The organism is Streptomyces sp. NPDC049954, from assembly GCF_040656295.1.
GTDB lineage: Bacteria > Actinomycetota > Actinomycetes > Streptomycetales > Streptomycetaceae > Streptomyces.
In genome coordinates this window covers 413,639-434,414 of the sequence record NZ_JBFALS010000002.1, presented here as the reverse complement: position 1 = coordinate 434,414, position 20,776 = coordinate 413,639, and the positions used below count along the sequence as shown (strand labels likewise).

Annotated in this window: 16 protein-coding genes, 1 tRNA gene and 1 pseudogene; 7 read left to right on the top strand and 11 right to left on the bottom strand. The window is 71.7% G+C overall.

Annotation, left to right across the window (positions count from 1 at the left end; genetic code table 11):
* The first annotated feature begins 986 nt into the window (after window positions 1-986).
* Window positions 987-1,790, top strand: coding sequence for a MerR family transcriptional regulator (locus AB0J21_RS05440; protein ID WP_363144487.1), 804 nt, complete (start codon window positions 987-989; stop codon window positions 1,788-1,790).
* 72 nt (window positions 1,791-1,862) lie between these two features.
* Here AB0J21_RS05440 and AB0J21_RS05435 read toward each other — a convergent pair whose 3' ends face one another.
* Both AB0J21_RS05435 and AB0J21_RS05430 read right to left on the bottom strand, forming a co-directional pair.
* Window positions 1,863-2,354 (bottom strand): GNAT family N-acetyltransferase, encoded by a 492-nt coding sequence (locus AB0J21_RS05435; protein WP_363144704.1) that lies wholly within the window; start codon window positions 2,352-2,354, stop codon window positions 1,863-1,865.
* A gap of 85 nt (window positions 2,355-2,439) precedes the next feature.
* Complete coding sequence (locus AB0J21_RS05430; protein ID WP_363144486.1) at window positions 2,440-3,267, bottom strand: exodeoxyribonuclease III; 828 nt, start codon at window positions 3,265-3,267, stop codon at window positions 2,440-2,442.
* A 157-nt stretch (window positions 3,268-3,424) separates the two neighbouring features.
* Between AB0J21_RS05430 and AB0J21_RS05425 the strand changes: the two genes are divergently transcribed.
* Entirely contained in the window at window positions 3,425-3,913 is a 489-nt protein-coding gene (locus tag AB0J21_RS05425; protein ID WP_363144485.1) for a GNAT family N-acetyltransferase, read from the top strand.
* 107 nt (window positions 3,914-4,020) lie between these two features.
* Here AB0J21_RS05425 and AB0J21_RS05420 read toward each other — a convergent pair whose 3' ends face one another.
* The 8 genes from AB0J21_RS05420 to galU form a co-directional block, all read right to left on the bottom strand.
* Window positions 4,021-4,569, bottom strand: coding sequence for a hypothetical protein (locus AB0J21_RS05420; protein ID WP_363144703.1), 549 nt, complete (start codon window positions 4,567-4,569; stop codon window positions 4,021-4,023).
* Between the two features lie 176 nt (window positions 4,570-4,745).
* Window positions 4,746-5,528, bottom strand: coding sequence for a DUF899 family protein (locus tag AB0J21_RS05415; protein ID WP_363144484.1), 783 nt, complete (start codon window positions 5,526-5,528; stop codon window positions 4,746-4,748).
* A 267-nt stretch (window positions 5,529-5,795) separates the two neighbouring features.
* Window positions 5,796-5,869 (bottom strand) — tRNA-Ala (locus tag AB0J21_RS05410).
* Between the two features lie 82 nt (window positions 5,870-5,951).
* Window positions 5,952-7,352 carry a gephyrin-like molybdotransferase receptor GlpR gene (glpR, locus tag AB0J21_RS05405; protein WP_363144483.1) on the bottom strand — a complete coding sequence of 467 codons (1,401 nt, stop codon included), beginning with the start codon at window positions 7,350-7,352 and terminating at the stop codon, window positions 5,952-5,954.
* A 196-nt stretch (window positions 7,353-7,548) separates the two neighbouring features.
* Window positions 7,549-8,157, bottom strand: a complete 609-nt coding sequence (locus AB0J21_RS05400; protein ID WP_363144482.1) for a GNAT family protein — start codon at window positions 8,155-8,157, stop codon at window positions 7,549-7,551.
* Between the two features lie 23 nt (window positions 8,158-8,180).
* Window positions 8,181-9,362, bottom strand: coding sequence for a bifunctional molybdenum cofactor biosynthesis protein MoaC/MoaB (moaCB, locus tag AB0J21_RS05395; RefSeq protein WP_363144481.1), 1,182 nt, complete (start codon window positions 9,360-9,362; stop codon window positions 8,181-8,183).
* Between the two features lie 184 nt (window positions 9,363-9,546).
* On the bottom strand, window positions 9,547-10,962 hold the full coding sequence (gene glp / locus AB0J21_RS05390) for a gephyrin-like molybdotransferase Glp (protein ID WP_363144480.1): 1,416 nt from the start codon (window positions 10,960-10,962) through the stop codon (window positions 9,547-9,549).
* A gap of 4 nt (window positions 10,963-10,966) precedes the next feature.
* A complete protein-coding gene (gene galU, locus AB0J21_RS05385) occupies window positions 10,967-11,869 on the bottom strand; it encodes a UTP--glucose-1-phosphate uridylyltransferase GalU (RefSeq protein WP_363144479.1) in 903 nt (300 codons plus the stop codon).
* Window positions 11,870-11,907: 38 nt separating this feature from the next.
* Between galU and AB0J21_RS05380 the strand changes: the two genes are divergently transcribed.
* On the top strand, window positions 11,908-12,615 hold the full coding sequence (locus tag AB0J21_RS05380) for a 5-formyltetrahydrofolate cyclo-ligase (protein ID WP_363144478.1): 708 nt from the start codon (window positions 11,908-11,910) through the stop codon (window positions 12,613-12,615).
* Between the two features lie 71 nt (window positions 12,616-12,686).
* On the opposite strand, the gene AB0J21_RS05375 is transcribed toward AB0J21_RS05380, so the two are convergent.
* A complete protein-coding gene (locus tag AB0J21_RS05375) occupies window positions 12,687-15,617 on the bottom strand; it encodes a penicillin acylase family protein (RefSeq protein WP_363144477.1) in 2,931 nt (976 codons plus the stop codon).
* Between the two features lie 421 nt (window positions 15,618-16,038).
* On the opposite strand from AB0J21_RS05375, the pseudogene AB0J21_RS05370 reads away from it, so the two are divergent.
* The 4 genes and pseudogenes from AB0J21_RS05370 to AB0J21_RS05355 form a co-directional block, all read left to right on the top strand.
* Window positions 16,039-17,487 (top strand): annotated as a pseudogene (locus tag AB0J21_RS05370) (potassium/proton antiporter); the annotation flags it as partial.
* Window positions 17,488-18,113: 626 nt separating this feature from the next.
* Window positions 18,114-19,433 carry an MFS transporter gene (locus AB0J21_RS05365; protein WP_363144476.1) on the top strand — a complete coding sequence of 440 codons (1,320 nt, stop codon included), beginning with the start codon at window positions 18,114-18,116 and terminating at the stop codon, window positions 19,431-19,433.
* A 67-nt stretch (window positions 19,434-19,500) separates the two neighbouring features.
* Entirely contained in the window at window positions 19,501-19,848 is a 348-nt protein-coding gene (locus AB0J21_RS05360; RefSeq protein ID WP_363144475.1) for an FmdB family zinc ribbon protein, read from the top strand.
* 73 nt (window positions 19,849-19,921) lie between these two features.
* A complete protein-coding gene (locus AB0J21_RS05355) occupies window positions 19,922-20,773 on the top strand; it encodes an S-methyl-5'-thioadenosine phosphorylase (protein ID WP_363144474.1) in 852 nt (283 codons plus the stop codon).
* Window positions 20,774-20,776 lie beyond the last annotated feature (3 nt).

The following is a 20,776-nucleotide window of genomic DNA, read 5'->3' as shown; positions in this document are numbered from 1 at the left end:
GTACGGAGAGGCGGAGGGCGAGACGGGGAGCGAAGGCTCGTGGCAAGACGGAGGACCGGCACCGTGACGGCCCCGGGACCGCTCTGTGACGGACCCGTAACGGTACGCATCCGGAGCGGAGCGCGACCGGCCCGCCCAGCCGGACGAGGCGCCGGCCGACCCCCGGCAGAACCCCGCGGCGTTCCCGCTACCGGAAGCCCCTGCGTCAGACAGCGTTCGCCACTTCTACGCGAGACGCCGCAGGAGAGTTGAACGCCGCGGACAGCGCAGCGAGCATGGCCGACGGCACGACGTGGAGCACGACGGGGAGACAGCCCTCGGCGGCCGACCGGACGGAACCCGGGACGCCGGGCGGACACGGTCGAGAGCGAAGACGGACCGGCGGACAGGACGACCGGCGGACAGAGACGAGGGACATGGACGAGCCGGAGAACCGAAGCGCCGGAACCGAGACACAGAGCCGAAGCGACGAGTACCGGGCTGACGAGCACCAGGCCGACGACCAAAGCGGCGGGACCAGGGCGCACCCCCCGAGCACGAGGCACGAGGCGGCAACCCGAAGCGACGAGGGCAGGGCGCAAAGCCGACGCTCCGGAAGCGGGGCCGGAGCGGGGACTCAGGGCGAGAACGGAACCGGAAGTACAGCCGGGGACGGAGTCGGGATGGGGCCCGGAAACGGAGACGGCATGGAAGCCGGGGACGAAAGCGGCACGAGAGCCGGGGGCACAGGTCGCACAGGAACCGGGAACCGCGGCGGCGCGGGAACCCCGGGCGGAAGCGATGCGGGAACCTCGGGCAGCGGCGGCGCGGGGACTGGGAACGAAGCGCATGCAAGAACCGGGGACGAAGGCGGCGCGGAACCAGGGGCCGAGAACGGCGCCGGACCAGGGCCCGAAAGGGGCGCGGGACCGGGGACCGGAAGCGGCGCGGGACCGGGGACCGGAAGCGGCGCGGGAACCCCGGGCGGCGCTGAGGACAGGAGCGGGATGGGAGCCGATCACCTGCTCAACGCCACTGCTACGCGCACTCCTTCGGGGGGCTCCCCCCTCCCCTCCCCCGCCCCCTCCCCCGCCCCCTCCCTCCCCACCCCACCTCCCCGCGAGTACCGCACGACGGAGTTGGCCGCGGCGGCCGGTATCACGGTGCGGACTCTGCGTTTCTACCGTGAGCGCAAGCTCCTCCCGCCGCCTCGCCGTGAGGGGAGGATCGCCTGGTACGACGACCACCACCTGTCACGGCTGCGCACCATCTCGGCCCTCCTGGAGCGTGGTCACACTCTCAACGGCATAGCTGAGCTGGCCGAGGCCTTCGAGCACGGTCGCGATGTCGGCGACGTCCTCGGCCTGGGCGCCCCGTCCGAGGAGACCCCCGTCCGCCTGTCCCCCGAGGAGTTGGCCGACCACTTCGCCGGTGAGGTCACCCCGGAGAACCTGGCGACCGCTCTGGACCTCGGTTACCTCGCGGTGGACGGTGACGAGATCGTCCACATCAGCCGCCGTCTGCTGGACGTCTCGGCCACTCTGGTCCGTGAAGGTGTCCCGCTGGCCACGGTCCTGGAGGCCGGCCGCCAGGTCCGTGTCCACGCGGAGGCATTGGCGGACCTGTTCCTGGAGACGCTGCGCCCGCACACTCCTCCTGCCGACCCGGGCAAGCTCAGGCCCCTTGCGAAGGCCGTCGTAGAAGCCGAGCTCTCCATGGCCCTGGACCGTCGCCTCGCCCCGTTCCGCACAGAGAACACGGAGGACATGAGCGCACCCAAAGGCGTGCCCGGGCCCCCGAAGTCCGCGTGAGTGACTGGCCACCACCAGCCGCGCCCCACCACCTCCCCACATCATCCCGCCCCGAGCGACCGCCCACGCCCACTACGAAGCAACACCTCCCACCGCCCTTTCCATGCAGACGAGTTGGTCCCGCTCGTCCCAGGATTCGACGACACCGAAGCCGAGTCTCTCGTAGAGGGCCATCGCCCCGGCCCGCCACTTCCACACCGACAGCCGCACCGCCTCGGCACCCGCGTCGGCGCAGGCGGCGAGTCCGGCTTCGATCAGCCGTGTGGCGATGCCTCTGCCGCGCAGCGACGGATCAGTCCACAGCCGCTTGATCTCCGCGCGCCCTTCGACCGGGGTGGTCACCACGAGGCAGCCGACGAGTCGGCCCCCGGTGGACGCCACCAGCACGGTGTCCCGCTCGAACGCCTTCTCAGGGTCGAGCACTTCCCGTCTGTACCGCTCGGGCAGCCCGTCGACCTCGGTCACCTCGGCGCCCTTCTCCGCCTCCGTCCGCAGGTGATAGGCGAGCAGGAGCGCGGCCGGTCCCTCCTGCGTGCGAGCGCCCGGCCCGGGCCACCGCCCGATGACGACCTCGCCACCCTCGGACTGTTCGGCCGCTCCCGACGCCTCAACTGCGGCGCCGACGGGACGGCCCGTCACCTCGTTCACCTCATTCACCTTCCCCGGGGCCCCCGGGCGCCCCGTACACCACGGTCACCGGTGCGTGGTCGCTCCAGCGCTGGTCGTGCGTGGCCGCTCGTTCGACGTATGCCTTGAGTGCGCGTTCGGCGAGCCCCCGGGTGGCCATCTGGTAGTCGATCCGCCACCCCGAGTCGTTGTCGAAGGCCCGTCCCCGGTAGGACCACCAGGAGTACGGCCCCTCCACCCCTGGGTGCTGCTGTCGGAAGACGTCCGTGTAGCCGCCGTCCGCCGGGTCGAGTACTCGGGACAGCCATTCCCGCTCTTCCGGCAGGAAGCCGGAGTTCTTGCGGTTGCCGCGCCAGTTCTTGAGGTCGGCCTCCTGGTGCGCGATGTTCCAGTCGCCGCACACGAGGACCTCGCGTCCCTCGGCGGCCGCCTTCTCCCGCAGCTCCTTGAGGTACTCCATGAACTCGGTCATGAAGCGGTACTTCTCGTCCTGTCTCTCCGTGCCGACCTCGCCGGAGGGCAGGTAGAGGCTGGCCACGGTCACGCCGGGCAGGTCCGCCTCCACGTACCGGCCGCTGTCGTCGAACTCGGCGCTGCCGAAGCCGGTCCGCAGGCGGTCGGGTTCGCGTCTGCTGTACAGGGAGACGCCCGCCCTGCCCTTGGTGGCGGCGGGTGCGTGCACGACGAACCAGCCGTCGGGCCCGGCGACCTCGGCGGGGAGCTGGCCTGGTTCTGCGCGTACTTCTTGGAGGCACAGCACATCGGCGGAGGTGCCGGCCAGCCATTCCACGAAACCCTTTTTGGCCGCCGCCCTCAGTCCGTTTACATTGACGGTGGTCACAGTCAGCAAAGCGCTCCCCTCCCTCTCCAAGAGGTGCCGCCACCCGACGCCGCGACCGCCGTGTGCGGGCAGGTCGTCGTGGTGAGCACGTTCGAAACTCTAGGGCAATGGCGTCCGGAGTCGTCCGCAGTTATCCACAGATGTGGACAGTTGTACGATTATCGCCATGCAGATTCGCCGGGTCGCCTACGACCACCCCGACGCCGTCAAGCTCAACGACCAGGTGCAGCTCGAATACGCCGAGCGCTACGGGGACGACGGCGACATCACTCCGCTCGCCGCGACCATGTTCGCCCCGCCGCGCGGCCTGTACCTCCTCGCGTACGACGAGCAGGACCGTCCGGTCGCCACGGGCGGCTGGCGCGCCCAGGAAGCGAACGACGAGGGCTATGCGGACGGCGACGCGGCGCTGAAGCGCATGTACGTGGTCCGCGAGGCCCGGGGGCTGGGGCTCGCGCGCCGCATCCTCGGCCTCCTGGAGGAGGACGCCCGCGCGGCCGGGCGGACGCGCATGGTCCTGGAGACCGGGACGGCGCAGCCGGAAGCGGTCGCCCTCTACCTCTCCAGCGGCTACCGCCCGGCCGCGTCGAAGTTCGGCCTGTACCGCGACACCGACTCCAGCCTCTGCTACACGAAGCCCCTGACCACCCGCTGACCAGCCGGCCGGAGACGACAAGCCCACCCGGCACCGGGTGGCCAGCGCGCCATCCCCTCCGGAAAGGGCCTGCGGTCAGGCACCATCCCCTCCGGAAAAGACTGCGGTCAGTACTCCGGTTCCGCCTCCGCCCCACCGGAACCCGGACCGGGCCCCTGGCTGGGCGTGGAAGTGGAACTTGCGCCCGAACCGGCGCCAGAACCAGAACCAGGTCCGGCGCCCCGTACCGGCCCGCCCTGCGGTGCCGCCCAGAAATTCAGCCCCGCCATGTCGCGGCCCTGAACGACGACCCCGTTCACCGTTCCGTCGACCGCATTGTGCACATCGCCCGCACCGGTCCGCGCGCCCCCGCTCTGCGGGGCCAACTCGTCGAGCAGGGCCCGCAGCTCCTCGGCCGTCTCCGGATGCTCGCGCAGGGCCCGGCGGAAGCGGGCCCGCAGAGCGGCCTGCACATCCGCCGCCGCCTCCTCGTCCCCCTGCTCACGCGCCTCGGCCAGTTCCGCGCGGGACAGCTCCAGCTCCGCCCCCGCCGCGTCCTCGTCGCCCGCACGCCCGAAGAAACGCGCGACCCGGCCCCGTACCTGGTTCCAGCTCTCCGACACCATGAGCCCGACCAGGGTCGTCGCCCCACTCGCCGCCAGCGCCCCGACATCCACCGCCAACACCCTCCCCGTACCGGCCGGGCACGGCCCCCGCACCGTCCGGGGCCGCACGTGGGACTCACCGTAGGCCCAGCGACCGCCCGCACACAGGGCGAAACGGCGTACGTGTCCGAGAAGGGCCGCCCCCGCGCGCTACGGGCGGCACCTGACAGAGCGTCGACGCACGCGCGTCAGTGGGGGTGGCCGTGCCGGCCGAGGGTCTCCACCTGAGTCGCGCCGGGACGGGTCCACTGCGGTACGGGGCGGCTGGTCGGCCCCCAGGTGGGGTTTCCGTCCGCGTCCGAGCGCCAGGACCAGCACGCGTCGCGCCCCTCGGGCCACCCCTCGGGCTTGTCCTCCCACGCCTCGCCGCGGCCGTAGGGCGTCATGTCGAGCAGGCCGAGGGACCCGTTGACCCGCTCGTTGCCACGGCCGGTCGTGGAGTAGGTGAGGAACACGCGCTCGCCCTCGCGGAGAAAGCAGACGAGGTACCCCATGGCGCCACCGATCGGCGCGTCCACGTCACGCACCGAGTACCAGGGCTGGGTGTACCCCATGAACTCGACGTACGGGGCCACCTCCTCCCACCGCCCCGTGGTCAGGACGGCGTACGAGACACCCCGGGCGTTGAGGTAGGTGGCGTCCCGCAGGTGCCAGGCCGTCGTGGTGCAGCCCTCGCACTGCCCCTGGTGCGGCGCACCGTCGTACCACATGTGCTGGTAGACGACGAGCTCGTCGCGGCCCTGGAACAAGTCCAGGAACGGCACCGCGCCCTCGGCCCCGACGACCTCGGCCGTCCCGTCGAGCTCCACCATCGGCAGTCGGCGGCGGGCAGCGGCGAGCGCGTCGCCCTCGTGCGTGTGTGCCTTCTCGCGGACCAGAAGCGCGTCCCGGGCGGTCTGCCAGGTGGCCGGGTCGACGACGGGCGGGCGGCCGGAAGACTCGGCGGCCGAGTCGTTCGGTGTGGTCTTCACAGCGTTCTCCGTGGTGTCTCGCGTCGAACACGTTCCACGAGTTCCCACGACGCCCTCCGAGGGCTCCCCGAACGGACTCGCGCCGAGCCGGGACCCATCGCGGCACGGAGCACCCGCGGCCCGAGCCTGCACCGGCCGCACCGGACTGACAAGCGCACACGCCGCCCCGGCCAGCACTCCCCCCCTAAACGACGAAGATCCCGCCCGGTCTTCCGACCGGACGGGATCTCCTGACGTTCACGGGAGCAACCCGTGAACAGTCGTCTGTGGACCTGTGGGGATTTGAACCCCAGACCCCCTCGATGCGAACGAGGTGCGCTACCAGACTGCGCCACAGGCCCTTGCGACGAGTGAAACTCTAGCACCCCGAACGGGGTGCTCGGTAATCCGTTCCCCGCTGGTCAGGGGAGCGGACGCCGGGGCTCACTCGTTGGCCGCTCGCGGGTGGTCGCCCTCCTCGTACTGGTCGAAGAGCGGGGTCCTGGTACGGCCCTTCGGGCGGCGGTGCGGGCCCTTGCGGGAAGCGGGGGCTTCCTGGCCGTCGGGGCGCGGGCGCTGCGACGGCGGTTCCTGGTCCGTGCGCTCCGGGTCCGTGGCGTCCGGGGCGTCGGTCCGGCCCGGGTCCGCGGTGCCGGACCGGGCGGAGGACCACACGTCGGGCGCCCCGAGGTCGACGTCCTGTGTGGCACGGGGCGCGACCGGCGCCGTCACGTACGTGGGCAGCGGTACGGGCACGGGGTCCCAGCCCGCTCCCCGTGGGTGTCGCTGGCGCTCTCTCTGCTGGTCGACCCATTCGGCGTGGTCGGTCTGCTCCACGAGGGCGCGCCGGCCGGCCGCGAGCGCCGACATCTGCGGGTCCTCCCCGGGGGTGACCGGCTCGGTGACGGCGGCGTCGTGGGCCTGGGCGGCCCGGTCCCGAGCGGTGGCGCCGCGGTGCTGGGGCTCGTGTTCGCCCGTGTCCGCGTCCTCTTCGAGGCCGCGGTACTCCTGGGTGGGTTCGTCGGCCGCGTGGTGGTCGCGGCGGGAGCGTCCCGCCTGCGGAGGCCGTCGGCGGGAGCCCTGCTCGCGCAGTCGCTGGGCCGCCGCCTCGGCCCTGCGGCGGTCCATCGTGTACGCGAAGCGGTGCCGTTCCTGTCCTCGCAGATAGACGATGTACGCGCTCAGCATCAGCGCGGGTGCCGCCGGCGCCCACAGGAAGGCCAAGCCGAAGACGGCGGCCGCGACGGCGCCCAGCGTGAAGAGGAGGAAGAGAAGAGCCGTCGTGCGGCGCCTGCGGGCCAGCACCTTGGAGCGCCGGGCGCGGGCCAGGGACTCGGGGGTCTCCTCTTCGCTCTCCGTCGCCCGCGGTCGGCGCTCCACCGCTCGTGCGCGTTCCTCGCCGGGCCCCTCCGGGGTCTCCTGCTTCTCGCGGGCGTCCCGGGCCGGCTCGTGGCGGACCTCGTGCCGCACGTGCGCGGCTGACGGGGCGGCTTGCTGCCGGTCGGCGGCGGGAGGCGAGGGGGGACGCCCCTGCGGGCCGTGCGCCTCGGGGCCGGCCGACGGGGGGCGCGCCGTCGTGGTCGTCCTGGACACGGCGAAGGACCGGACGTCGACCGAGTCGGTCAACTCCGGCGCGTCGCCAGGCTCCTCCTCGGAGCGCTCCTGGAGGCCCTTGGCGTAGCGGCGCTCCATTCCCGCGCGTCCGGACAGCAGCCGGATGGCGGTACTGAAGCGTTCCGTCGGTCGAGCCTCGTTCAGCTCGTCCTGCCTACGGAGCCACATCGGCACCAGATAGGCGGCCCAGGCCCCGACGATGACTGCGTAAATGAGGCCACTGCTGCTCACGCCTCACACCGTAGAGGGCTTTTCGCCGGGCGATCCGCCAATTGAGTCGGTGTGTCGCACGAATCAACTGATATCAATGACTTTTTTTACGACTGATCTGATCAACGACGAGCCGTAAAGGGTATTTACCGACCAGATGACCCCTTTAATTCGAATACTTATTCGAATTAAAGGGGTCATCTGGCGTTCTGCCTGGTCAGGCGGTGTTCCTGCGTTCCTGTCTGCGGCGCCGCCACCGACTGAGCAGTCCGTCCGGGACTTCCTCCGCGGTGAGCGCGTACACGAGGTGGTCACGCCAGCCACCGTCGATGTGCAGATACCGGGGCCGCAGTCCCTCTTCGCGAAAACCGAGCTTCTCGACCACTCGTCGGCTCGGGCCGTTCTCCGGGCGGATGCACACCTCGATGCGGTGCAGACCGACCGTGCGGAAGCAGTGGTCCGTCGCCATGGCCACCGCCGTGGGCATGACGCCGCGTCCGGCCACCGCCTCGTCCACCCAGTAGCCGACGTGTCCCGAGCACATGGAGCCCCACGTGATGCCGGCCACGGTCAACTGCCCGACGAGACGGCCCTCGAACTCGATGACGAAGGGCAGCATCCGCCCGGCGTTCGCCTCCGACCTCAGATGGCGGACCATTTGACGGTACGTCGGGCGCTGGACGATCGGCCCGGAGGGCGTGGGCGGCGGAATGGTCGCCTCCCAGGGACGCAGCCAGTCCCTGTTGCGCCGGTTCACCTCCCGCCACGCCTTCTGGTCGCGCTGCCTTATCGGGCGCAGCGTGACGGGGCCCTCCGCCAGGGTCACCGGCCAGGGTGAGGCGTACGCGTTCAGCTCGGGCTCCCTGCGGTGTCGGCGGAAGGGGAGGGCGCGGGGCCCGCGGGGTGGTCGCCGCCGTGGATCTGGTCGACGGCGTGGCGCAGCGCCCGTTCCAGGACGGTCAGTCCGTCGCGTACGCCTCCGGTGGAGCCGGGGAGGTTCACGACGAGGGTGGTGCCGGCGACCCCCGCGAGCCCGCGCGACAGGGCGGCCGTGGGCACTTTGGGCAGGCCCTGCGCCCTGATGGCCTCGGCGAGGCCGGGCACTTCGCGGTCCAGGACCTCGCGGGTGGCCTCGGGGGTGAGGTCGGTGGGGGACAGTCCGGTGCCGCCGGTGGTGACGATCACGTCGTAGCCGGCCGCGACGCCCGCGCGCAGCGCCGTCTCGACCGGGGCGCCGTCGGGGACGATCTGGGGTCCCTCGGTGGCGAATCCCCAGGCGGTCAGGGCCTGCGCGATCAGCGGGCCGCCGCGGTCGGGGTAGATCCCGGCGGAGGCGCGGTTCGAAGCGGTCACCACGAGGGCGCGGTAGGGCGTGCGCACGGGTTCGTCCGGCGCCGTCCTGGCCGTCGGCTGCGGGTCGGGGTCGCTCGTGGCCGGTTCGGGGGTGCCGGGGCCGGGCGCGGTCTCGGCGTCGGGGCGCCGCCAGTCGCCGGACTTGCCGCCGGTCTTGGTCTGGACCCGGATGTCGGTGATGGTCGCGGCCTTGTCGACGGCCTTGACCATGTCCACGACCGTGAGCGCGGCGACGGAGACCGCGGTGAGCGCTTCCATCTCGACGCCTGTCCGGTCCGTCGTGCGCACGGTGGCGGTGATCTCCACCGCGTCGTCGGCGACGGCGAGGTCGAGGGTCACTCCGGAGAGGGCCAGCGGGTGGCAGAGGGGGACGAGGTCGGGGGTGCGTTTGGCGCCCATGATGCCGGCGATCCGTGCCGTGGCCAGGGCGTCGCCCTTGGGGACGCCCTCTCCGCGGAGCAGTTCCACGACCTGCGGGGTGACGAGGACGCGGCCGGTGGCGGTGGCCGTACGGGCCGTCACCTCTTTGCGTGTCACGTCGACCATGCGGGCCGCTCCGGCCGCGTCGAGGTGGGTGAGCCCGGTCGGCGCCGGGTCTCCCGCGGCGGGCCGGGGGTGGGAGGGGGCGGGGTCTTCGGCGGGTCCGGGGGCGCCGTCCCCCGGGTGCATCGCGGTCATCTGGCTTGGGTGCTCCCGGTCCTGGCCGTGTGGTGTCCCGCACGGGCCTGTGTGGGCAGACACGCTACCCGCCTCGGGGCGGGGCGGCTGCGGCAGGACGGGCCGCGCGCCGGTCGGCCCCGCTCGGGCGCCCGGCCGCGTGCCGCCCGGCGGCGATCGGGCGGCGCTCCTGCCCGGGCCGCGCTCAGCCCAGGGGGATGACGTCCACCTCGGTGCCGGGTTCCAGGGACGTCGTGCCCTCGGGGACGACGATGAGCGCGTCGGCGCGGGCGAGGGCGGCCACCAGGTGGGATCCGGCGCCACCGACGGGTTCGACGGTGCCGTCGCGGTAGGCGCCGCGCAGGTACTGGCGGCGGCCGTCCGGGGAGGTGAGCGCCTTGTCCGTGCGCAGCCGGGCGCGGACGGCGGGGCGGTGCAGGTCCGTCAGTCCGGCGAGGGCGCGGATCGCGGGGCGGACGAACAGTTCGAAGGAGACGTAGGCGGAGACGGGGTTGCCGGGCAGGGTGAGTACCGGGGTGCGGTCGCGGCCGATCGTGCCGAAGCCCTGCGGTTTGCCCGGCTGCATGGCCAGGGTGCGGAAGTCGACCCCTGTCGACCGGGGGGCGTCGGGGGCGGCGGTCTCGCTCTGCTCCCCGGCGGTCGGGTCCTGCGCACCGTACGCGGTCGGGTCGTCGTCCTCTTCAGCGAGTGCCTCGTCGCCGGTCCAGCCGGAGAGGGCTTCCTTGACGACGTCGTAGGCGCCGACGCTCACCCCGCCCGAGGTCACGATCAGGTCGGCGCGGATCAGCTGGTCCTCGACGGTGGCGCGGAAGGTCTCCGCGTCGTCCCCGACCGCGCCGACGCGGAAGGCGATCGCGCCCGCGTCCCTGGCGGCGGCGGTGAGGGCGAAGCTGTTGGAGTCGTGGATCTGGCCGGGGCCGAGGGGTTCGCCGGGCTGGACCAGTTCGCTGCCGGTGGCGATGACGACGACGCGGGGGCGGGGCCGGACGCGGACGGTGCCGCGCCCGACGGCGGCGAGCAGGGCGAGTTGCGGGGGGCCGAGGACGGTTCCGGCGTCCAGTGCCCGGTCGCCGGCGCGTACGTCGCTGCCGGCTTCGCGGACGTGGGCGCGGGCGGTGGCGGGGCGGAAGACCCTGACCGGCCCGCCGGCGCCCTCGGGGGCGGCGCTGTGTGGCGTCATGCGGTCGGCGGGGCCTCCCCCGGTGCCGCCGTCGGTCCATTCGACGGGGACGACGGTGTCCGCTCCTTCGGGCAGCGCGGCGCCCGTCATGATGCGTACGGCCTGGCCCGGGCCGACGGTGGGGGGCGCGGGCAGGCCGGCGGCGGCGTCACCGACGACGGTGAGGGTGGCGGGGAACTCCTCGCTCGCTCCGGTCACGTCGGCGGTGCGCACCGCGTAGCCGTCCATCGAGCTGTTGGGGAACGGGGGGAGGGAGAGCGGCACGGCGACGTCCTCGACGAGGACGCAGCCCTGGGCGTCGAGGAGCTGGAGTTCGATGGGCTCCAGGGGGCGCACCGTGGCCAGGATGTCGTCCAGGTGCTCCTGGACCGACCAGGTGCGGGCCCGGCCGGGCGCGGTCTTCGTCGTCGTGCTGCTCAAGGTGCTACATCTCCTCGGTGACGTAACTGCGGAGCCAGGACCGGAAGTCGGGTCCCAGATCTTCACGTTCGCACGCGAGTCTGACAATGGCACGCAGATAGTCGCCGCGGTCGCCGGTGTCGTAGCGGCGGCCGCGGAAGACGACGCCGTGCACCGGGCCGCCGACCTTCTCGTCCTCGGCGAGCTGCTGGAGGGCGTCGGTCAGCTGGATCTCGCCGCCGCGTCCGGGTTCGGTCCTGCGGAGTATCTCGAAGACGTGCGGGTCCAGGATGTAGCGGCCGATGATGGCGTAGTTACTGGGGGCGTCGGCGGCCTCGGGCTTCTCGACGAGGCCGGTGATGCGGACGACGTCGCTGTCGTCGGTGCTCTCGACGGCGGCGCTGCCGTAGAGGTGGATCTGTTCGGGCGCCACCTCCATGAGGGCGACGACGCTGCCGCCGCACTGGGCCTGGACCTGCACCATGCGCGAGAGGAGGGCGTCGCGCGGGTCGATGAGGTCGTCGCCGAGGAGGACGGCGAAGGGCTCGTCGCCGACGTGCGGGGCGGCGCACAGGACGGCGTGGCCGAGGCCACGGGGGTCGCCCTGGCGGACGTAGTGCATGGCTGCCAGGTCGGAGGACTCCTGCACCTTGGCGAGCCGTTCGGCGTCGCCCTTGCGGGTCAGCGCCTCCTCCAGCTCGTAGTTGCGGTCGAAGTGGTCCTCCAGCGGGCGCTTGTTGCGTCCGGTGACCATCAGTACGTCCGAGAGACCAGCGGCCACGGCTTCCTCGACCACGTACTGGATCGCCGGCTTGTCGACGACCGGCAGCATCTCCTTGGGCGTGGCTTTCGTGGCGGGCAGGAAGCGTGTGCCCAGGCCGGCGGCGGGAATCACGGCCTTGCTGATACCGGGGTTGGCAGAAGTCATGGCGCAACGATAGCTATCGCCTATGCCTGTGTCCGCACATGTACACAGTTCGTAGTCATATAAGAAGTTTGACGCGCAAAGGAGGCTCTTTGACCACGGAGGAAGCGTCGTCCGGAGGCGGTGCGGGACACCGTCCCGAGGGCGAGGCCGACGCGAATACTGTCAAGCGCGCGTTGCGGCAAGGTCTCCTGACGGTGAGGAACAGTTTGCCGCCGGGGGACGTCGAGAGGACGGGGGCCGTCCTGGCCGACCGGGCCGCACGCCTGCCGGAACTCGCCCGGGCGCGGACCGTCGCCGCCTACGTGTCCGTCGGCAGGGAACCGGACACCGCCCCCCTGCTGGCCGCTCTGCGCGAGCGCGGCGTGCGGGTGCTGCTGCCCGTACTGATGGACGACGACGACCTGGACTGGGGGGAGTACGCGGGCCTCGCCTCGCTCGCCGCCGTGAGACGCGCGGGGCGGATGACCCTGTGGGAGCCGACGGGGCCGCGGCTGGGCCCGGAGGCGGTGTGCGCGGCGGACGCCGTTCTGCTGCCCGGTCTCGCGGTCGACGGCACGGGGACCCGGCTGGGGCGTGGCGGCGGCTCCTACGACCGGGTGCTGGCCCGGCTCGCGGCGGCCGGGACGAACCCGCCGCTCATCGTGCTGCTCTACGACCACGAGGTGGTGGAGGAGGTGCCCGCGCAGGCGCACGACCGTCCCGTGCACACGGTGGTGACGCCCTCGGGCGTGCGGCACTTCGGCTGAATACCCCGTACACGGCGGTGGCCCGCCCCCCGGTCGGGAGGCAGGCCACCGTCAACAGCGCTGCCGGAGCGTCAGGGCTTCAGCACCAGCGTGTCCTCGGTCGCGCCCTTGACGGCCTTCTCGCTGTACGCCCAGGGGAGCGTCTCCCCGTCGGCCCACTTGTCGGTCTGGTCCGTGTAGTGCGAGCTGTAGGCGTGCCCGGAGGCGCCGGTGAGGTTGATCCAGCGGGACTTGTCGAGGTTGTCGAGGTTGACGATCATGCGCATGGACGGGACCCACACGACGCCGTAGCCGCCCGCCGCGTTCCAGCCGGTCGCGTCGACGGCCGCCTCGCCGCCGCCGAGCTTCCACGGGCCGCGGTTGAGCAGGTGCTGGATGAATCCGGGGCCCTCGGTGCCGAGGGTCTGGTTCTTCAGCGTCAGCTCGTGCAGCCGGCCCCAGTTCCAGCTGTCGATGTCCTTGCCCAGCTTGGCCGTCAGCTCCCAGCGGGCGTCCTGCATGGCCCGGCCGAACAGTCCGTCGCGGGTGTTGATCTCCGGCTTGTTACGGCTGCCGGAGACCTTCCACCAGTCGTTGTCCTGGTCCTTGAGGATCTGCCGCACGACCTCGAACCAGCGGTCGCCGCCGTCCGGCTGCGCGGTGTCGGCGTCCCGCTGCCCGCATTCGCGCACCCGCTGGTCCTCGTCCACGGGGCCCGTCGTGTTGACCGGTTCGACGTTGAGGCACTGCCCCTTGACGCGGACCTCCTTGGGCATCTTGTTGCCGAAGGCGAGCTTGAGGATGTTGCGCCACACCGCGTTGAAGTACGCGGCCGCCGCCGAGTCCGGCTCCTGCGTGTAGTCCCAGCCCTGGAGCAGGTTCTGCGCCTCGCGGACGTAGGGGTCCTTGACGTCGATCTTGAGGAGGTACGGCGTCAGCAGACGGGCGATCTCGCTGCTGTTGTCCATCTGCATCGTGCGCATGTCGTCCGTGGAGATCTTCCCGCCGTCCTTGATCTTGGACTTGATCAGGTCGGTGATGCGCTCGCTGCGGGTGCCGTAGCCCCAGTCGGTCGTCAGCTGGTAGGGGTACTTGTCCTGGTCGACGACGGCCTGGTTGGCGGTCACGATGTAGCCGCGCTCCGGGTTGTACTCCCAGGGCAGCTCGCTCTGCTTGATGTAGCCGGTCCACCGGTAGTCCGCGTCCCAGCCCGGTGCCGGGAGCGAACCGTCGTCGCCCTTGGGGCGGGTGGGGATGCGGCCGGGCGCCTGGTAACCGATGTTGCCCTCGGTATCGGCGTAGATGAGGTTCTGGGAGGGCACCTCGAACTGCGCCGCCGCCTTGCGGAACTCGTTGAAGTTCTTCGCCCTGTTCAGCGAGAACACGGCGTCCATGGAGTTGCCGGGCTCCAGCGCCGTCCAGCGCAGCGCCACTCCGTAGCCGTCGCCCCGGTCCGGCGCCACGTTGGCCACGGGCGCCTTCTTGCCGACCTTGGCGATCTCCTTGTCCCGGTCGGACACGAGGGGCCCGTTGTTGGTCTCGCGGACCGTGATGACCTTGTCCGTGCCGCCCGCGACCTTGATGGTCTCCTTGCGGGTCTTGAACGGCAGGGTCTTCCCGTCGTACTGGTAGCCGTCCGAGGTGACCTTCTCCAGGTAGAGGTCGGTCACGTCGGCGCCCAGGTTGGTCATGCCCCAGGAGATGTTCTGGTTGTGGCCGATGACCACGCCCGGCATCCCCGAGAACGTGTATCCCGTGACGTCGTACTGGCACTTCGCGGACACCGACCGGCAGTGCAGGCCCATCTGGTACCAGACGGACGGCAGCTGCGGAGACAGGTGCGGGTCGTTGGCCAGCAGGGGCTTGCCCGTGGTGGTGTGCGCTCCGGAGACGACCCACGAGTTGGAGCCGATGCCGTTGCCGTTGGGGCCGAACACGGCCGGGACCCGCTCCAGGGCGTCGGACAGGCCGGCGAGCTGACTGCTGACGCCCTGCGCGTCGCTCTGCCCGGTGGAGCCCTGAACGCCGGCGCCCTGCCCCCCCTGCTCACCGGAGCCGGCAGTTCCGGATTCCGTGGTGCCGGAGAGGTTTGAACCGTCGGTGTTCTCAGAACTGCCGGAACCGCCCGTCGCGCTCCCGTCACCCGCCACGCCCGAACCGGTGGCGCCGCCGGAGGGATCCGTACCGGTGGAGGGGTCCGTACCGCTGGCGCCGGGGGGGTCGGTGAGGCCGCCGGACTTCAGGTCCGGGTCGAACTCACCGGTGGCCGGGTCGATTCCGCCGCCCTGGATGATCGGCTTGTTCTTGTCGTACGGGTACTCCGGGTACAGCTGCTTGATCTGCTTGGCGCTCAGCCGGCTCGTCATCAGCGAGCGGTCGATCTCGTCCTGCATGTTGCCGCGCAGGTCCCAGGCCATCGCCTTGAGCCAGGCCACCGAGTCGACGGGCGACCACTTCTGCGGCTTGTAGTCGTTGGTGAAGCCCAGAGCGGCGTACTCCAGCGAGATGTCCTTGCCGTCCTTGCCGCTCAAGTAGGCGTTGACGCCCTGCGTGTACGCCTGGAGGTACTTCTTCGTCGAGGCGGACAGCTTCTTGTCGTACTCCTGCTGCGCGACCCGCTGCCAGCCGAGCGTGCGCAGGAAGGCGTCGGTGTCCACCTGGCTGTCCCCGAACATCTCGGAGAGCCGTCCGGAGGTGGTGTGCCGGCGCACGTCCATCTCCCAGAAGCGGTCCTGTGCCTGGACGAAGCCCTGCGCCATGAACAGGTCCTCGTCGGAGTCCGCGTAGATCTGCGGGATGCCGTAGGAGTCACGGCGTACGTCGACGGGCCCCGACAGCCCCTTCAGGGTGATGCTCCCCGTGGTCTGGGGGTACGAGGCACGGACCGTGCTCACACCCCAGTAGGAGCCGTAACCGATGCCCGCGATGACAGCCAGCACCAGGACGATCACGATGAGGCGGGCTCGACGCCCCTTCTTCTTGCCGGACTTATGACCGGAAGAGGCGGTTGTATTCGCGGGCATCGCTGTCCTTGCTGTCCTTCGAGCGGCCGAGCGGGCTGTGTCGTCCGGGCTGATTGTCACGGAACGCTGGAGCAACCATAGGCGCAGAGCCCGCAGGCCCCTGACGCGGTCCCGGCTCCTCTCCCCCTTTGGGGCCGCCCCGCCAACGCCTCAGGACCGCCTCCCAAGGGGCCGGGAAGAGACGGCGGGGGATCTTGTTGTCCCTTCCGTCACCCCTTCTCCGGTACATCGCGGTCGTTTCACCACCCCGCCGCACCGGAGCGGCGAGCGGCCGGTGCGGCGGACGAGATCCACGAGAGGCATCAAGAAAGCGTTAACGATTAGGTAAGGTAACGAAGTAAACAGGTAGGGCGTCGATCCGCGGCGGCCTGTTCCGCGCGGAAGGATTCGGCCCCTGACTGTCGACCACCTCAACCAGCTCCTGTTCGTCTCCGCAGTCGTCCTGCTCGTGGCCGTGGCGGCCGTGCGCATCTCCTCGCGCAGCGGTCTGCCGAGCCTGCTCGTCTATCTCGGCATCGGCGTCGCGATGGGCACCGACGGCATCGGCGACGTGTCCTTCAACAACGTGCGGCTGACCCAGGTCATCGGCTACGCCGCACTGGTGGTGATCCTGGCCGAGGGCGGTCTGGGCACCAAGTGGAAGGAGGCCAGGCCGGCGCTGCCCGCCGCCGCCCTGCTGTCGACCCTCGGCGTGGGCGTGAGCGTCGGGATAACAGCCACGGGCGCGCACTATCTCGTGGGGCTGGAGTGGCGTCAGGCGCTCATCATCGGCGCCGTCGTGTCCTCGACGGACGCGGCCGCCGTGTTCTCGGTGCTGCGCAAGGTCCCCCTGCCCTCCCGCATCACCGGGGCGCTCGAGGCCGAGTCCGGGTTCAACGACGCCCCCGTGGTGATCCTGGTGGTGGCCTTCTCCACGGCGGGCCCGGTCGAGCACTGGTACGTACTGCTCGGCGAGATCGCCCTGGAGCTGGCGATCGGGGCGGCGATCGGTCTCGCGGTCGGCTGGCTGGGGGCCTACGGACTGCGGCACGTCGCGCTGCCCGCCTCGGGCCTGTACCCGATCGCCGTGATGGCCATCGCGGTGACCGCCTACGCGGCCGGGGCCATGGCGCACGGCAGCGGGTTCCTCGCCGTGTATCTCGCCTCGATGGTGCTGGGCAACGCGCGGCTGCCGCACTGGCCTGCCACACGGGGGTTCGCCGAGGGCCTGGGCTGGATAGCGCAGATCGGCATGTTCGTCCTGCTCGGCCTGCTGGTGACCCCGCACGAACTCGCCTCCGACATCGTGCCGGCGCTGGTCGTGGGACTCGTCCTGACGCTGGTCGCCCGGCCCCTCTCGGTGCTTCTCAGCCTGCTGCCGTTCCGGCGGCCCTGGCGCGAGCAGGCGCTGATGTCCTGGGCGGGGCTGCGCGGCGCGGTCCCCGTCATCCTGGCCACGATCCCCATGGTCGCCGGGATCAAGGACAGCCGGCACATCTTCAACATCGTCTTCGTCCTCGTGGTCGTCTACACCCTCGTGCAGGGGCCGACGCTGCCCTGGCTGGCGAAGCTGCTGAAGCTGGGCAACCCGGCCGGGGCGGCGGACCTGGGGATCGAGTCCGCGCCGCTGGAGCGACTGCGCGGCCACCTCCTGTCGGTGTCCGTGCCCGAGGAGTCCCGGATGCACGGCGTGGAGGTCAACGAACTGCGGATGCCGAAGGGCTCGGCGGTCACCCTCGTGGTGCGGGAAGGGGCGAGCTTCGTCCCCTCGCCGACGACGACGCTGCGGCGCGGCGACGAACTGCTCGTCGTCGCGACCGACCCGGTGCGCGACGCCGCCGAGGCCCGGCTGCGGGCGGTCGCCCAGGGCGGGAAGCTCGCCGGATGGCTGCGGCTCCCGGAGGAGGCCGCCGCGCGCTCCTCCCTGCGCAAGATCCAGCCGGGCGGGCCCGCGTCCGCCCGTACCGGCGGGCCCGCGTCCGCCCGTACGGACAGCCGTAAGGACAGCCGTAAGGACAGCCGTGCCGATGTCCGCCAGGCCGGGACCCGCGAGCCGGACGCCCGGCCGGAGCCGGTGGACGCCCCACGGGCGCCGGTGGACGTCCGGCCGGGGAAGACAGGGAGCGGAGAGGAAACCTCCGCGTCGGCCCCCACCGACGGCGGCCCTCTGGACGGCTCCCTGGACAGCTCCGTACGCCGCATGGGCGCCGGCGACGCGACGTCTGCGCGCAACGGCCTGGCGGCTCAGGTCCCGACCGTTCCGGAACGCCGTGACGGGGAGCGCGAGACGGAGCCGGAGGCCCCGGCGGAGCACGACGGGGAGCGTGACCTGGCCTGAGCCGTCATACGATGGGCGGGCACTGATCGACCAACTCTGCCTGACGCAGAGCTGGCGCGACCGTATGGCGGCCGCGACGCCCTTGCCGTGGGCGGAGCGGCATCTACCGCAGTTCCGCGCAAGAGGACAGCTCTCGGCGCCCCTCAGGGGCGCTACCAGGCGGCAGAAAGGCTTGGGCCGTGGAATCCACGGTCACCTCCGCTTCGCCCGACGCCGGCGCGGACAACGGCTCCCGCCCCGGATACGGCTCCTTGCTCCGCACCCCCGGGGTCGCCGGTTTCCTGCTCTCGGGCTTCGCCGCCCGGCAGCCCTTCGGCATGCTGACCATGGCACTCGTCGTCCTGGTCGAGCACACCTCCGGTTCGTACGGCAGCGCCGGCGCCGTGGCGGCGGTCACGGGTGTCTCCATGGCGGTGTTCGCGCCGCAGAGCGGCCGGCTCGCCGACCGGCTGGGGCAGCGCGCCGTCCTCGTCCCCGGGGTGCTGCTGCACGCGGCGTCCGTCGCGGCCCTCACGACGCTGGCCCTGGCCGGTGCCCCTCTGTGGTCGCTGTTCGTCCTGGCGGTGCCCACGGGCGCCTCGGTGCCGCAGATCGGGCCCATGGTGCGCTCGCGCTGGGCGGCCAGGCTCGGGGACTCGCCGCTGCTGCCGACGGCGGCCGCCTTCGAATCGGTCACGGACGAGTTCACCTTCGTGATCGGGCCGGTGCTCGCGACCGCCCTGTCCTCCGGCTGGCACCCGGCCGCCGGACTCGTCGCCGAAGGGGTCCTGACCCTCGTCGGAGGGCTGCTGTTCGCCGGTCAGCGAGCGGGCCGGCCCGCCGCCGGGACGCCCGGACCGGCCGTCGGCCCGGGCCGGGGCGCCGCCCCCGCGCGACGGGTCTCCGCCCTGTCCGTGCCGGGCGTACGGGTGCTCGCGGCGGCCTTCGTCGGGATCGGCGTGGTCTTCGGCGGAATGCAGGTTTCGCTGACCGCCTTCGCAGAAGAGGCGGGCCATCCCGGGATCAACGGACTGCTCTACGGGGTGTTCGCCTCGGGCAACATGATCGCGGGTGCCGCCGTGGGGGCGCTGGCCTGGAAGCGGCCCGCGCACCGGCGGCTGCTGACCGGCTACGCGGCGCTCGCGGTGGCGGCGTCGACGCTGTGGACGATCCACTCCGTGCCGCTGTTCGCCGTGGCCGGCTTCGTGACGGGCCTGTGCATCGCCCCGTCCCTCATCACCGGGTACACGCTGATCGACACCCTGGTGCCCGCTTCGGCGCGAACGGAGGCGTTCACCTGGCTCACCGGGGCGGTCGCCCTGGGGCAGGCGGCGGCCGTGACGGTGTCCGGGAGACTCGCGGACGGGCACGGGGCGAGCGCCGGTTTCCTGGTCCCCGCGGCCGGGACGATCGCCGCGCTGGCGACCCTCGTGGCACTGCGCTCCTGCCTGGTACCGGCCGCGTCGAGTCGTACCGTTGCACGTGGTATCGGTCACCGCACGCCGTCAGCAGTGGACTGAAACCGCGGAATACGTCACTATGGATCGTCGTTAGCACTCATCGAGTAAGAGTGCCAGGAGGAAGCAAGTGCCGACGTACCAGTACCAGTGCACCGAGTGCGGCGAGGGCCTTGAGGCCGTCCAGAAGTTCACCGACGACTCGCTGACCGTGTGCCCGAATTGCGATGGCCGCCTGAAGAAGGTGTTCTCGGCCGTCGGCATCGTCTTCAAGGGCTCCGGCTTCTACCGCAACGACAGCCGCGGCGCGTCGAGCAGCAGCGCCCCCGCCGCCAAGTCCACGTCGGAGGCGTCGAGCACCTCGTCCTCCTCGTCCGAGAAGAAGTCGGAGTCGTCCGCGACGTCCTCCACCTCCTCGGACACGAAGAAGAGCAGTTCCTCCTCGTCCTCCGCGTCCACGGCCGGCTCCGCCGCCTGACACCGGGACTCCGTGTGCGCCCCGTCCTCTCCCGAGGGCGGGGCGCACACGCGTGTCCGGATAATGTGCCGCCATGCCCAACAACACACAGGCGCGGTCCGCGGAGATCGGGGTCATCGGCGGGTCCGGCTTCTACTCGTTCCTCGACAACGTCACCGAGGTGACGGTCGACACCCCTTACGGCGCCCCCAGCGACTCCCTGTTCCTGGGCGAGGTCGGCGGACGCCGGGTGGCCTTCCTGCCCCGGCACGGCCGCTCCCACCATCTGCCGCCGCACCGCATCAACTACCGGGCCAACCTGTGGGCGCTGCGTTCCGTCGGGGTGCGGCAGGTGCTCGGCCCGTGCGCCGTGGGCGGGCTGCGCCCCGAGTACGGGCCCGGGACGCTGCTGGTGCCGGACCAGTTCGTCGACCGCACGAAGAGCCGCGCGCAGAGCTACTTCGACGGGGTGCCGCTGCCGGACGGGACGATCCCGAACGTCGTGCACGTCTCCCCCGCCGATCCCTACTGCCCCACCGGACGGCGCGTGGCGATCGAGGCGGCGGGCCGCGACGGCTGGGAGGCGGTCGACGGCGGCACCCTCGTCGTGGTGGAGGGGCCCCGGTTCTCGACCCGCGCCGAATCGCGCTGGCACGCCGCTCAGGGCTGGTCGGTGGTCGGCATGACCGGGCACCCGGAGGCGATCCTCGCCAGGGAACTGGAGCTCTGCTACACCTCGCTGACCCTGGTGACCGATCTCGACGCGGGCGCGGAGAGCGGCGAGGGCGTCTCGCACGAAGAGGTGCTGAAGGTCTTCGCCGCGAACGTCGACCGGCTGCGGACGGTGCTCTTCGACGCGGTGACCGCGCTCCCCGCCACCGAGGACCGCGACTGCCTGTGCGTGGGGGCCCTGGGCGGCCTCGCGCCGGGAATTGAGCTGCCGTAGAGG